The sequence below is a fragment of the Streptomyces sp. OR43 genome (genome assembly GCF_008042275.1).
Lineage (GTDB): Bacteria > Actinomycetota > Actinomycetes > Streptomycetales > Streptomycetaceae > Streptomyces.
Genome location: NZ_RDBK01000033.1, coordinates 47,862 through 60,938, shown reverse-complemented (window position 1 = coordinate 60,938; position 13,077 = coordinate 47,862). Strand labels below are relative to the sequence as shown.

At 69.3% G+C, this 13,077-nt stretch carries 13 protein-coding genes and 1 pseudogene; 5 read left to right on the top strand and 9 right to left on the bottom strand.

The features are described 5' to 3' along the window. Window positions 1-562: 562 nt before the first annotated feature. Entirely contained in the window at window positions 563-1,528 is a 966-nt protein-coding gene (locus tag EAO72_RS16530; protein WP_261991516.1) for a sigma-70 family RNA polymerase sigma factor family protein, read from the bottom strand. A 217-nt stretch (window positions 1,529-1,745) separates the two neighbouring features. On the opposite strand from EAO72_RS16530, the gene EAO72_RS16525 reads away from it, so the two are divergent. Then, on the top strand, window positions 1,746-2,480 hold the full coding sequence (locus EAO72_RS16525; RefSeq protein WP_187285084.1) for an alpha/beta fold hydrolase: 735 nt from the start codon (window positions 1,746-1,748) through the stop codon (window positions 2,478-2,480). 133 nt (window positions 2,481-2,613) lie between these two features. After that, entirely contained in the window at window positions 2,614-3,966 is a 1,353-nt protein-coding gene (locus EAO72_RS16520) for an NAD(P)/FAD-dependent oxidoreductase (protein ID WP_148018100.1), read from the top strand. A 96-nt stretch (window positions 3,967-4,062) separates the two neighbouring features. On the opposite strand, the gene EAO72_RS16515 is transcribed toward EAO72_RS16520, so the two are convergent. The 3 genes from EAO72_RS16515 to EAO72_RS16505 all read right to left on the bottom strand — a co-directional run bounded on the left by EAO72_RS16515 (window position 4,063) and on the right by EAO72_RS16505 (window position 5,678). Continuing rightward, a complete protein-coding gene (locus tag EAO72_RS16515; RefSeq protein ID WP_148018099.1) occupies window positions 4,063-4,596 on the bottom strand; it encodes a hypothetical protein in 534 nt (177 codons plus the stop codon). A 202-nt stretch (window positions 4,597-4,798) separates the two neighbouring features. Continuing rightward, window positions 4,799-5,035: a hypothetical protein gene (locus EAO72_RS16510; protein ID WP_148018098.1), complete on the bottom strand. Its 237-nt coding sequence runs from the start codon at window positions 5,033-5,035 to the stop codon at window positions 4,799-4,801. Window positions 5,036-5,243: 208 nt separating this feature from the next. Beyond that, a complete protein-coding gene (locus EAO72_RS16505) occupies window positions 5,244-5,678 on the bottom strand; it encodes a cupin domain-containing protein (protein WP_148018097.1) in 435 nt (144 codons plus the stop codon). Between the two features lie 302 nt (window positions 5,679-5,980). Here EAO72_RS16505 and EAO72_RS16500 point away from each other — a divergent pair, with 302 nt between their 5' ends. Beyond that, window positions 5,981-6,895 carry a sigma-70 family RNA polymerase sigma factor family protein gene (locus EAO72_RS16500; protein WP_148018096.1) on the top strand — a complete coding sequence of 305 codons (915 nt, stop codon included), beginning with the start codon at window positions 5,981-5,983 and terminating at the stop codon, window positions 6,893-6,895. Here EAO72_RS16500 and EAO72_RS16495 read toward each other — a convergent pair. Continuing rightward, window positions 6,882-7,781: an RNA polymerase sigma-70 factor gene (locus EAO72_RS16495; protein ID WP_148018095.1), complete on the bottom strand. Its 900-nt coding sequence runs from the start codon at window positions 7,779-7,781 to the stop codon at window positions 6,882-6,884. The two genes, EAO72_RS16500 and EAO72_RS16495, sit on opposite strands and share 14 nt — an antisense overlap. Window positions 7,782-8,178: 397 nt before the next feature. Between EAO72_RS16495 and EAO72_RS16490 the strand changes: the two genes are divergently transcribed. Then, the gene (locus tag EAO72_RS16490) at window positions 8,179-8,445 is read left to right on the top strand and encodes a WhiB family transcriptional regulator (RefSeq protein WP_148018135.1); all 267 of its coding nucleotides are present in this window, start codon (window positions 8,179-8,181) and stop codon (window positions 8,443-8,445) included. 113 nt (window positions 8,446-8,558) lie between these two features. Here EAO72_RS16490 and EAO72_RS16485 read toward each other — a convergent pair whose 3' ends face one another. The 3 genes from EAO72_RS16485 to EAO72_RS16475 all read right to left on the bottom strand — a co-directional run bounded on the left by EAO72_RS16485 (window position 8,559) and on the right by EAO72_RS16475 (window position 11,907). Continuing rightward, window positions 8,559-9,155 carry a YceI family protein gene (locus EAO72_RS16485; RefSeq protein ID WP_148018134.1) on the bottom strand — a complete coding sequence of 199 codons (597 nt, stop codon included), beginning with the start codon at window positions 9,153-9,155 and terminating at the stop codon, window positions 8,559-8,561. 165 nt (window positions 9,156-9,320) lie between these two features. Next, window positions 9,321-10,067 carry an SDR family oxidoreductase gene (locus tag EAO72_RS16480; RefSeq protein ID WP_148018094.1) on the bottom strand — a complete coding sequence of 249 codons (747 nt, stop codon included), beginning with the start codon at window positions 10,065-10,067 and terminating at the stop codon, window positions 9,321-9,323. Between the two features lie 109 nt (window positions 10,068-10,176). After that, window positions 10,177-11,907 carry an L-aspartate oxidase gene (locus EAO72_RS16475; protein ID WP_148018093.1) on the bottom strand — a complete coding sequence of 577 codons (1,731 nt, stop codon included), beginning with the start codon at window positions 11,905-11,907 and terminating at the stop codon, window positions 10,177-10,179. A gap of 172 nt (window positions 11,908-12,079) precedes the next feature. Between EAO72_RS16475 and fdxA the strand changes: the two are divergent. Beyond that, window positions 12,080-12,388, top strand: a pseudogene (gene fdxA, locus EAO72_RS16470) (ferredoxin); the annotation flags it as partial. Between the two features lie 100 nt (window positions 12,389-12,488). On the opposite strand, the gene EAO72_RS16465 reads toward fdxA, so the two are convergent. After that, window positions 12,489-12,986: an Ohr family peroxiredoxin gene (locus EAO72_RS16465; protein ID WP_148018091.1), complete on the bottom strand. Its 498-nt coding sequence runs from the start codon at window positions 12,984-12,986 to the stop codon at window positions 12,489-12,491. Window positions 12,987-13,077: the final 91 nt, after the last annotated feature.

Sequence of the window (13,077 nt, the reverse complement as noted above, 5' to 3'; positions counted from 1 at the left end):
TCGGCCGACCGCTCTCAAGCCGCGCGAGTACGACCCGATGACGGGCTGGTACAGGCCTTTGGGCTGGGCTTTCTCCAGGAACGACTGGGCCTGGAGGGGGCACGGATTATGGGCGGTCACCCGTGCGGGACACGGGGAACGCTCCTACCCGTGGCGTACCACTCTCCCTCACGACACCGTTGACAGTGCCGGGGGCAGTGCAAAAGTGTGTGAGGTTGCGGTACGCTCATCACAGTGTTCGCGACGTTGGGTTGGACACCCTTGAGGCGTCGCGAACGCCATGGCACCCACCACTGAGAGTCCGGCGGGTGCGGTGTGCCCCGGACGCCGAACCGATCCCCCGCACCCGGCGTCCGGGGCCTCTCCCAGCCGCCGGAGCACTCTGCGCCGCGTCACCTGGCGCGGTAGAGGCATCGACCGCCCCCAGGACACGGGCAGCCCCGACGAAACGTCGAGCGGGCTGCGCGCAGCGTTGATGCTTCCGCGTCCTCTTCTGCGGGGGGCCGGCCCTGCGACACGGTGCTGAACGGTGGCGGCAGGGTCCACGGACACCAGCACGGCCTCAGGCCTCCCTGACCCGTAGTCCCTCCTGATGAGACGTGGTGGCCACTCGGCGAAAGGCCCGAGCCGCGCTGTCAGAAGAGCCAACGGGGCCGGGCCCGCCGGCTGGCAGAGGGGGCCGGTTCCAGTTGCGCAGCTTGTCGGGGTTCAGGACGGCCCAGACATGGGTGACTCCATGGGCACTGATGTCGAAGCTGATGACAGCGGCGACCCGGTCGTGGTGGCCGACGACGATCGCAGTACGGCCATTGGCGGAATGGAGGCGCAGCGTGGTGTGCGGGCGGGGGGCCAGGAGCGTCAGGAGGGCGCGAGCGACGTGCCGGTCACCATGTACCGGCCTGTTCAGGGCGCGGATCTTACCTCCGCCGTCGAAGAACGCGGCGGCGTGCGGACACAGCAGGGAGACCAGGTACGTCGCATCGGTCGTGGCACAGGCGCTCCGGACGGCGCGGACGATCCTGTCGTGGTGCCGCGGGGAGTCGGAGCGCGCCTCGGTGGCGAGCAGGCTGCGGCGCTCACGGCCGTCGCACGCGAACGGCGCCTGCCCCACGAGGCCGACGACCGTTTCAGGGGGCATGGCGAAGGCGTCGTCGAGCGCGAATGCCGCACGTTCGGACGGGGAGAGGGAGTCCAGAGCAGCCAGCAGGACGCCGCTGATTTCCTCCCGTAGCGCCCGGTCGAGTGCGAGGGGGTTATGAGGGTCCGCCCCGCAGGTGTGCGGCAGCCGGCGTTCGGGCACGGACAGGCCGGCCAGACAGATGGAGCCCGTGTTCCTGGTCAGCCAGGCACGGGGATCGGCGATCGCTGACCGCTGGTTGTCGGTCAGGCCGTACCAGCGCCGGTAGGTGCCGGTGACGGCGGCTTCGGCGCCGAGCCCCGTGCCCAGCATCCAGCGAGCGACGTCGAGGAGGTGCTGCCGCTCTTCCAGCAGCTCCGCGATCGGTGCCGTGTCACCGGCCTGACCCATGAGGTGTCCTTTCACTCTTCCAGCACCACGTGGACACCACCGCACACGATCGCAGTGCCCTCGGCAGTGCAGACCGCACGGAAGCAGATCGTGTGACAACGACTCATGGCCGATGTCCGGTCCGCGGAAGAGACGGGCCGGATCCGAACCGCGACAGTGTGACAGCATGAATGGTCGTTCTCCGGCAGACCTCGTTCAACCGATGGAGGAATCCACCATGCCCGCGATCCTCGTCCACGGCGTTCCTGACACCCACCACGTGTGGGACGGTGTGCGCCGTCGCCTGAACCGGCCCGACATCGAGGCCTGGGACCTCCCCGGCTTCGGAGCCGGGCGCCCGACCGGATTCGGTTCCACCAAGGAGGAGTACGTGGACTGGCTCATCCAGCGCCTGGAGCGGGTGGGCGAGCCGGTGGACTTGGTCGGGCACGACTGGGGCTGCATCCTCACCCTCCGCGTCGCCTCCCTCCGCCCTGACCTCGTGCGTACCTGGGCGGGTGGTAACGGACCCGTCAACGCCGCGTACGTGTGGCACCCGCTGGCCAGGATCTGGCAGGAGCCGGGCGAGGGCGAGCGCTACATGTCCGAGCTGCGGACGGACTCCTTCGCCGAGGAGTTGGCGGCCGCCTTCGACGTGCCGCTCCACCTGGCGAAGGAGATGGCGGGCCGGGTGGACGAGCCGATGAAGGACGCGGTCCTCAAGCTGTACAGATCGGCGCTCACCATGGGTGCGGAGTGGGAGCCGGCACTGTCCGCGGTGTCGGCGCCGTGCGCCGTGTTCTGGGGGGCGCGGGACCCTGCCTGCCAGATCGAGTTCGGGCGCAGGCTCGGTGACTCCCTGCGCGTCTCCGAGGTGATCGAGCTGGACTGCAACCACTGGCCGGTGCTCCAGCGTCCGGCGGAGGTTGCCGAGCTCCTGGAGCAGCACTGGAGCGTGCACGCCGCTCACTGACGAACGCGTCGGCAGCGCGGCCGGACCGCGGTCGGGCCGGCCGCCGGTCGCGCTGCACGGGCGTCCGCCCCGTGTCACACGGTGCGGCGCCGGGCGGTCTTAACGGGTGAAGCCGAGAGGAACAGAGGACACCGTGCGTGAGATCTTGATCGTGGGCGGCGGTTACGCGGGTTTCTACACCGCGTGGGGCCTGGAGAAGAAGCTACGGCGAGGTGAAGCACGGGTGACCGTGGTCGACCCGCGCCCCTACATGACGTACCAGCCGTTCCTGCCCGAGGTGCTCGCCGGGTCGGTGGAGGCCCGTCATGCCGCGGTCTCCCTCCGGCGCCACCTGCACCGGACCCGCCTGATCGCGGGCTCGGTGACGGAGATCCGCGAAGGCGCACACGCGGTGACGGTCCGGCCGCACTCGGGGCCGGACTTCGACCTCCACTACGACGTGCTGGTGGTGACCGCCGGAGCTGTCACACGCACCTTTCCGATCCCAGGGCTGAGCGACCAGGCGTACGGCCTGAAGCATGTCGAGGAGGCCGTGGCGATCCGGGACCGGCTGCTCACCTCGTTCGACCGTGCGGCGCCCCTGCCCCCCGGCCCCGAACGGCGCAGGCTGCTCACCGCTACCGTCGTCGGCGGCGGGTTCTCCGGGGTGGAGGGCTTCGGCGAGCTGCTGGGCCTGGCGACCGCGCTCCTCAAGCACTATCCGGAGATCGAGGCGGAGGAGCTCGCCTTCCACCTGGTCGAGGCCCGGGGCCGGATACTGCCCGAGGTCACCGATGGGCCGGGGGAGTGGGTGGTGCGCTCGCTGCGCAAGAGGGGCGCGCGGGTCCATCTGAACACCCAGCTCCTCTCCGCGAACGGCGGGCACGTCGTGCTGTCGGACGGAGAGGAATACGATTCGGGTCTGCTCGTGTGGGCGGCCGGGAACGCCGCCAACCCGGTCGTGCACAACCACACCGACCTCCCCGTCGACGAGCGGGGCCTGCTGAAGGTGCGCGCGGACCTCCGTGTCGGGACGGACAACGAGGTCGTGGCGGACGTGTGGGCGGCCGGTGACGACGCGTCCGTCCCGGATCTGGCCGCCGGCCGGCCGGATGCCCGCACGGTGCCCAACGCCCAGCACGCGGTCCGCCAGGGCAAGCGGCTGGCCAAGAACATCCTTGCCTCACTGCGCGACCGGCCGACGAAGGACTACGTGCACCACAGTCTGGGCGTGGTGGCGACGCTCGGTCTCGGCCGTGGCATCTTCCAGTACCGGCGCCTGGTCATCAAGGGTTTCCCGGCCTGGTTGATGCACCGGGGCTACCACGTCCTGGCCGTGCCGAGCTGGGAGCGCAAGGGGCGAGTGTTCGCCGTCTGGGCGACCGCCGCTCTCTTCGGCCGCGATGTCGTTTCCCTCGCCTCGGTCCAGCGCCCCAGGGAGGCCTTCGTCGCCGGCGGTGACCCTGGACGAGAGGGCGGGAGGACGACGGACGCCGTCGTCGGTTAGCGCCTTGGACTCCGTCGGGCGGCCGTGTCCCACGAGGGCCACGGCCGCCCGCGGCTTCACCGCTCCACGACGCTGCCGGAGGGGGGACGGCTCGGCTCAGTGGTTGGACGCCCGGTACAGACCGCGGCCGACACGGCGGACGCGGGACTGGCCCACGAGACGGTCGAGCGTGCTCCGGACGGCGTTGATGCTGCCACTGTCGGTGTCACGTCCCAGTGCTGACGCGACGTCCCGGGCACGGACATCCGCCTTCCCTGCTTGCGCGAAGTAGTCCAGGATCTGCTCGGTGAGCTTGCCGTACGCCTTCGAGCTGTCGGTTTCGCCGTCGATGCCCCCCGCCGTTCGGCTTCCGGCACTTTCCCCGGCCTCGTTCAGGGGCGGCAGAGGTGCCGGCGCCGCCGTGGCCTCTGCCGCCTCCTCCGGCGGACGGGGCGCCTCGGGCGCGGAAGCGGACTCGGGCATGAGGGCCTGAAGGGCGCCCAGGGCGCGCTGTACGGAGTCCAGGTGAGCGGTGACCGCGGCCAGTTCCCTCTCCAGCGCCTGCTTCTGGATCTCCAGACGCGCCAGGTCCTCCTGGAGGCCCTCGGCGGTGATCTCGATGTTACGGGCCATGGGGGTCACGGAGACCATGCGTTCCTCTCGTCCTGACCCCTTGTTCCGGCGGGGCCGCCCGATGCGGGCTCCGTCACCCGGCCCTGCACCGGGTTGCAGAATACCCGGACATCGCGGAAGGGGGACCCATACGGCCGGGGAGCGCAGCGAGCCGACGGCGCTGCGAAACACACCGTCCGCGGCACCGTGCACGCCTCACCGCTCCGTCAGGTTCGGCGCCTCAACGAAGGCCGCACCCCGCGCTCTTCGTCCGCCCCGGATTATCCGCACCCCGGGTAGGCCCGGTCGGCGGACGCAGTAGTCGTCCGAGAGTCTTGGAGACCGTGTCGATGCGTGCGTCCACCGTGTCGATCGCCTCGCGGAGCACGATCAGCCGTCCTTGGAGCAGGGCTGCCTCCGCCGCCAGTGACGCGATGGTGGCAGCCGGATCTGTCTGCCGGTCAGTGCTGGGGGACATCCCTCGTCCTTCCTCGGCTCGTGCCGTCGGCCCGTGGACAGGTCACGGCGGGTTCAGCGAAAGACCGAACGCATGGGCTGACGTGTATCCCTGCCATGCTTCTCCCTGTTCGCTGGGGGACTCGCGCGGGCGTCGCCACGAGCCGTCGACACCGCATTGACCGGACAAGGAGGAGCGCTGTGACAGCCCTGGCGGACGGCCCGCCGGCCTACCGCGTTGAGCAGCCCGGGGCGGGAGCGTCCTGGGAGAAGGGAGCATCGTGGGGCAGCACGTAGAGGACCTCGAGGACCACGTCGTTCGTGCCCCGGTTCTCACCGACGTGCACATGGTCCGCGCCTGACGGCTCTTCGAGGAAGCTGCCCTTCTCGTACACACCGTCGGAGTCGCACGTGGCGTCGAAGTGGCTCAGCGTCCCCTGTCTGACGTAGGCGTACAAGGTCCCGTCGTGGTAATGCCATCCCGTCGCCTGTCCGGGCGGGACGGTGACCTCACGGAGGACGTAGTCCGTGTCGCCGATGGTGTGCTGGGCCAGCACCCTGCCGCTGACGCCGGACCCTCCGGGAGTGGCGTGGGCGGCGCCCGGGACCAGTGAGAGCCCCAGGAGGGAGGTGGTGACGGCTACGGCACGCAAGGTGTGGGACATGATGATTCCTTCTGGAGAGGGTGTGTGAGAGGCCGTCACGGGTAGATGCACCTCATGACCGGGCCCGCCCGAAAGGGCGCACTGTATTACTTTGAATGCAATGTTCGGGGAATCGGCGTATCAAAGTGTGTTTCTTGATGCTGACGACCTGCGTCCGTCTCCTTCCGGGCACCGCCGGAGCGGTGCGGAAGCGGGGCTCCGCGTGGTGCCCCGGACCTGCTGCGGCTGTTGCAGTGGCGCGGGTAACGTGCGCGGTGCGGCGACCGCGTTCAGGCGGAGAGGGTCTTTCAGGAGGAGACGGTATGGAACCGGCGGTTGACACCATGCCGATCGCGGAGCTGCTCGATGAGCGGCGGCATCTGCTGGAAGTCGCACACTGGATGCTGGGCAGTGGCGTCGCCGCCGAGCTCGTCACCGACGAGGCCTACCGGGAGTGGTACGGGCTGTCCGATCGCCAGCGGGGCCGCATAGGGACACCGCGGACCTGGCTGACCCAGGTGGTGGGAAGCATCTGTCTGGCGCGGCTGGACGCCTTTGCTCAGGCCGGTGAACCAGCGGCACTCGCGCGGACCTGTGAGGGCTTCGGGTCGGGACCGCAGGAGGACACCGGCGCGCAGGGGGCGGGGACTTCGGGCAGGCCGGCACCTGCGGAGCGAGCCGCGCCGGTACGCGACGTCTTCGCCGTCGCCGCCCGGGAATCCGTGGGAACCCCGGGCCGGTCCGGCACCCGCCTGCCCGGCCCGGTCTCCGTGGAGCCGTTGGACCGGGCCCGGCACAGCCAGTCGGCCGGTGCGGCCCGGCCCATTTCGGGGCGCCGGAAGGACGAACTGGTCGACGCGGTACGCGACGCGTGTGCCGCCGAGGACGTCGACCGCCTGACCTCCCTGCTGGACCCCGACGCAGCCGTGTTCTACGACGGCGGAGGCAAGGTCCGCACGCTGACGCGACCTGTCATCGGCGGCGCCCGGGTCGCTCGAAGCCTGCTGACACTGTTCGGCCGGCACCCGCGCACCACCCTGCACACCAGTCCTGTCAACGGGCGCGCCGGTCTCGTCGTCCGCTACGGCGATCAGGTCGCCGCAGTCGTCGGCCTCGACATGGCCGGCGCCCGGGTCGTACAGGTCTGGGTTGTCCTCAACCCTGACAAGCTGCGCTCCTGGAACCGCCCCTGTGTCCGGCCACGTGCTGCGGCAGGGGGCCCGCTCAGGCACGGCTGACCACCGCGGATCGGCCGGCGGAGTGCAGGAAGGCGGCGATCTTCGCCGGGTTGAAGACCCACATCACCTGGTGGATGCCACGGGACGTGGCCGCGATCGTCATGAAGGTGGCGGGCCGGCCTTCCCTGCGGAGCAGGATGCCACCGCGTCCGTTGGCCTCCACCGGCTCCGCCTCGATCGTCGGCCAGAATCGGGGGTACGCCGTGGACAGGTTCGCCACACGCGCACGGCCGAGGACGGGGACCCGAGCCGCTCCGCGGATGCCGTTCCCGTCCGACAGGCTGACCGCGTCGGGGGTGAGCAGAGCTTCCAGGCCGGCGACATCGCCCTTCTGGGCCGCGGCGACGAAGGCCTGGAGCAGCGTCCGGTGTTCGGTGGCATCGACGCTGTCCCGCTGGTCGTCGGTGAGGTGCCTGCGTGCGCGGCTCACGATTTTCCGCACGTTGACGGGACTGAGCCGCAGGATCTGCGCGATCTCGGGATAGCCGTAGTCGAAAGCTTCCCTCAGGACGTACGCGGCGCGCTCGGTCGGGGAGAGCCTCTCCAGTACCAGGAGCAGGGCGAACTCCAGCGCTTCCGCCCGCTCGGCGCCGACCTCCGGGTCGTGGCTGGTGTCGACGGGCTCGGGCAGCCACGGACCGATGTAGGTCTCGCGGCGGACGCGGGCCGACTGAGCCACGTTGATGGCCAGCCGGGTGGTGGTGCTCGACAGGAAGGCGATGGGGCTGATCACGACGCTACGGTCCGTCCGCTGCCAGCGCAGCCACACTTCCTGGACGACGTCCTCGGCCTCCACCGAACTGCCCAGCACGCGATAGGCGATGCCGAACAGGCGGGGCCGGAGTTCCACGAAGACGGAAACGGCTTCGTTCAGGTCGCCTTCCACGGGGGGCGCCTCTGGATGCATGATCCCTCGGCCTCCGTTTCTCTGTTGCCGGTGTGTGGGCGGAGGCGGTCGGCTGACTCTCTGTCGAAGACCTCGGGAGCGGCCGGCCCCATCGAGGCATCCGGCAGGGCGCTGTGCACGCCTCCGTCCCGAGTGACCGGCGAGGCGGACGCTTCGTAACACTTTCGCGGGGATTTGTTTCCGGCGGTCCGGACCAGCTGCTCGTCCCGTGCCGCGGTGCGTCCTTGCCGTGACGGATCCGGTCATGGCCGGATGTCACACCCGCACCGGGCGTCCGGTCTTTCCAGTGAAAAGCGGCAATGCGAAACCTGACGCTTTTCTCGTTTCACGAGCCACCCCCGGAACCGATATCCGTTTCACCTACAGGAGTCATTCCATGAATTGGCGTGTGCGGGGCCTCTGCCTGCGTGAAGACCCTGAACTCTTCTTTCCGGTCGGAAGCATCAACAGTGGGCCGGTGACGATACAGACGGAGGACGCGAAAGCGGTCTGCCGCCGTTGCCCCGTCATGCAGCGGTGCCTGGCGTGGGCCGTCGAGATGGGACCGGTCGAGGGCATATGGGGAGGTACCACGGAACGGGAGCGCCGCGCCCTGCGACGGCGTCCGGTACGTGTGCGGTGTACGGCGGAGAATGCCGCCTGAGCGGGCCAGGACGCCGCCAGGGGCCGGTCGGCACAGACGTGGGTGGGCGGGGTGGTCCGGATTCCGGCCACGCCGCCCACCCACACCGCTGTCCCTTCGGGCCGCTGCCGCGGTCAGGCCTCCGAGTCCCGCTCTGCCTTCACAGCCGAGATGTCGAGGCTCAGGTGGACCTTGTCGCTGATGAGGACACCCCCGGTCTCCAGCGGTGCGTTCCAGACCAGCCCCCAGTCCGAACGCCGCAGCGTGGCGGAGCCCTCGAAGCCGACTCGATGGGCGCCGTCGGCGCCGACGCCGGCCCCTCCGTAGACCAGGTCGATGGCCAGGGGCAGTTCGATGTCCTTGATACGCAGGCTGCCCATGAGGCGGAACTCGTCGTCGCCGAGCGGCGAGATGCCCGTGGAACGGAAGGTCATCAGGGGAAAGGTCGCGGAGTCGAAGAAGTCGGGTCCCGCGAGGTGCGCGTCCCTGTCCGCGATGCCCGTGTCCAGGCTGTCGGTCTGGACACTCACGTGCGCCCGGGAACGTGACGGGGCGGAGCCCTCGAGTTCCAGAAGGCCTTCGAAACGGTCGAACCGGCCGCGGACGTTCGTGATCATCGCGTGTCGGACGGAGAAGCCGATCGTGCTGTGGACCGGATCGATGGTGTACACACCGGTCACGCCCGGGTACGAGCCCGGGTTCTTCGAAGCGGCCTTGTCACGTTGTATCAGCATGGTGGTTCGCTCTCTCTGTGGTTGCTGTCCGAGGGCGGCACGGTCTGCCGGCGCTTCGACTCGTGCCGGAGATGACGAGGGGCCCGCCGCGCCGCGATGCGGACGACAGGCCCCCTCCGACCGGAGCGGATCCCTCTGCCGGGGTCCGCCCCTTCCGATGGCTCAGTGCTGCTGCGCGAGCCAGTCGGCGAAACGGGTCGCGGCGATCTGCGCGTCCGGACCGGGAAGCAGCGTTGCCTCCTGCAATTCCGCACCGAAGTACGGAGCGTGCACGTCGGTCACCACCTGGCGAGGGTCCTTCTTTGCGGCCAGGCCCTTGCGGATCAACTCGTCGAGCTGGAACTCCTCCGGGCCGGCGACCTCGACGACTCCGCCCACCGGTGTCCCCACCGCCGTGCGGCCGACGGCGGCGGCCACGTCGTCCGAGTAGATGGGCCGGATCCTGACCGGCGCCAGCCGGACGGTGTCACCGTCGGTCGCCGACTCGGCGATGCCCTTCATGAACTCGAAGAACTGCGTGGCGTGCACGACGGAGTACGGGATGCCCGATTCCTTGATCAGACCCTCCTGTGCCTGCTTGGCACGGAAGTAGCCGCTCTCCTGGAGCCGCTCCGTGCCCACCACGGACAGCGCCACGTGGTGCGTCACACCGGCGTTCGCCTCGGCCTTGAGGAGGTTGGTGGTGGAGGTGCGGAAGAACTCCATGACGGCCTCGTCCTCGAACGAGGGGGAGTTGGAGACGTCGACCACGACGGAGGCGCCGGTCAGGACCTCGGCCAGGCCCTCGCCCGTGAGCGTGTTGACGCCGGTGTTGGGAGCGGCGGGCACCGCCTCGTGACCGTGCTCGTTGAGCTTAGATACCAGCTTCGAGCCGATCAGACCGGTTCCGCCGATGACTACGACCTTCATGGTGAATTCCTTTCGGGATGTGCGATATGGCCTGCACTTGGAGAGACCGGGTACTCACTTCTTCTGTGACAAGAAGGCTGCCTGCACCGGCATTTCTCATCACCAGGCATTACTCGACGAGCTTTCCCTCGGTGGAGACTTCCGCCATGAGGGACAAGATCTCGTCGGGCACGGCGGAAATGGGCTCGTGTGTGATACCGGTCGCCGGGGACCAGACGAGGTTGACGCGGAAGGCAGGATCCATGTCGGGGAAGTCGCTGCGGTTGTGACAACCACGGGTCTCCCTGCGTTCCAGCGCCGCTTCGAGGGTGGCGCGCGCCGCCAGCGCCGCCGACTTGAGGTCGAAGGCGTGGGCGAGGTCCTGGAAGCCGGCGATGTCGGGATGGACCCCGACGTTCTGCATGCGCTTCTCGATGGTGTCCAGTTCCGCCAAGCCGGTACGCAGCCCCTCGTCGTCCCGGACGACACCCGCGTGCTGGGTCATGGTGTCGCGGATGGCTCGCTGGAGCGCGCGGACGTTCTCGGGCCCGTCGGCGGCGAGGAGTGCGTCGACCTCGGAACGCGCGTGTGCCACAGCGGTCGTGGACCGGGGCTGCGCGGTGAGCGACTCCGAGTACGCGGCAGCGGCCCGGCCGGTGATGCGGCCGTAGACGAGGAGCTCGATCAGGCTGTTGCCGCCCAGGCGGTTGGCACCGTGCAGACCGCTGGATGCCTCACCGATGGCGTACAGGCCCCGGACGTCGGTGCTGTGGTCCTCGGGACGTACCCAGACGCCGCCCATCGAGTAGTGCGCCGTGGGGGCCACCTCGATGGGATCCCGGGTGATGTCGAGCATCTGCAGGTCCAGGAGCGTCTGGTACACCCGGGGCAGCCGGCTCATGATCGTCTGACGGGGCAGGTGGGAGACGTCGAGCCAGACCCCTCCGTTGGCCGTGCCACGGCCTTCTCTGATCTCTGTGTAGGACGCCAGGGCCACGCGGTCGCGCGTGGAGAGTTCCATGCGCTCGGGGTCGTAGCGGTTCATGTACCGCTCGCCGAGGGCGTTGCGCAGGACGCCGCCCTCACCGCGGGCGGCCTCGCTGACCAGGGTCCCGGCGGCGTTCTCCGGTTCGATGATGCCGGACGGGTGGAACTGCACCAGTTCGGGGTCGCGCAGGCGGGCTCCGGCCTCGACCGCCAGTCGGAAGGAGTCGCCGGTGTTCTCGTCCCGGCGCGATGAGGTGCGCCGCCAGATGCGTGTGTGCCCCCCGGCCGCGAGGATGACGGCGTCCGCGTGCACGAGGTGCCGGGTGCCGTTGGCCAGGTCGAAGCCGTAGGCCCCGAAGACGGCACCGTCGTGGACCAGGAGACGTGTGATGTACACGCTGTCCAGCATCGGTATGTTCAGCTGGTTCGCGCGCCGGATGAGAGTGCGCTGGATCTCCAGGCCGGTGTAGTCACCGGCGAAGGCCGTACGGCGGAACGTGTGGGCACCGAAGAAGCGCTGCGAGATGCGGCCGTCCTCTTCGCGGGCGAAGGCCATGCCGTACCGCTCCAGGTCGTCGATGCCCAGGGCCGCGCCACGGGTGACGATTTCGGCGGTGCGGGGGTCGCCGAGCAGGTAGCTCTCCTTCAGCGTGTCCGCGGCGTGCTGCTGCCAGGAGTCCTCGGGGTCCATGGTGGCCAGGGCCGCGTTGATGCCGCCGGCAGCCAGGGAGGTGTGGGTGTCCTCCTTGGGGCGCTTGCCGACGGCGATGACGTCGACACCGGCCTCGGCCAGCTCGATCGCCGCCCGCAGGCCGGCCCCGCCGGTACCGATCACCAGCACCGTGGTGGATAGACGTTGTTCGGTGAGAGGCACGATTGCTCCCGTCGCTCTGGATGGTCACTGACTAGGACCAGGTCAGGCGGCCGTTTGTGACGGGGGCGGCGCACGCGTGTCACACCATGTCGCCGTCCCCGGTCAACCTGGCGAACCCGACGCCCGTACGAGCCGTGCCGAGATCTGCCCGACGTCCTAGGAGAGTGACGACATGACGTACGTCATCGCACAGCCCTGTGTCGACATCAAGGACCGGGCCTGCGTCACCGAGTGCCCCGTGGACTGCATCTACGAGGGTTCACGCACGCTCTACATCCACCCGGCGGAGTGCGTCGACTGCCATGCGTGTGAACCTGTCTGCCCGGTGGAGGCCATCTTCCACGAGGACGATCTGCCGCGGCACTGGGCCCACTATCTCGCCGTCAATGGGGAGTACTTCGAAACGCGGGGATCCGAGCCGCGGGGACAGCGTGACGCCCCCGGTGATCACCCCGTCGTCGAGGCACTCCCCCGGCAGAGTTCACGGAAGAAGGGCATATCCGTCTTCAGCGTCCGTAAGGAAGAAGCGGCCGACGCAGATCTGTGGTTCCCCTCCTGACCGCCCTGAGGGCCGTGCAGGTTCAGCGGGCGAGTGTGATCGTGGTGGGTGTGCCTCGCCACGCCATGCGCGCGTAGGGACACAACGCGTCGGCCTTCGCGAGAAGAACGTCGGCCGTCTCCGGTGCGACGCCGGGCCACCGCACCACCAGATCGACACGCAGCAGATAGCCACCGTCCTCCGGGTCACGTCCGAACGCGACGGTCGCCACCACGGAGATCGCCGCAGGGTCGAGTGCCTCCTGTCGTGCCAGCAGGCTCAGGGCGCCGTGGAAACACGCGGCGAAACCGGCGGCGAAGAGCTGTTCGGGGTTGGTTCCCCGGCCGTCGCCGCCCAGCGCGGCCGGCATCCGCAACTGGAGGTCCAGGGCGCCGTCGGCCGAGCGCGCGTGGCCGGAGGCCCGGCCGTGCGAGGCCGTACCACCGTGCACGGTCACCGTGGTCGTGTAGATGGGCGAGAACTCCACCCCGTCGTAGTCCATTTCCGTAGACAGGGTGGGCAACTGGATCCGCTCATGCACGGCATGACTCCGTTGTGGTCGTGGTACGCGGCCCGATAGGGCCCGGGACTACCAGATGACCGGAAGGCGAGCGCTCTTGTGACGTCTGCCC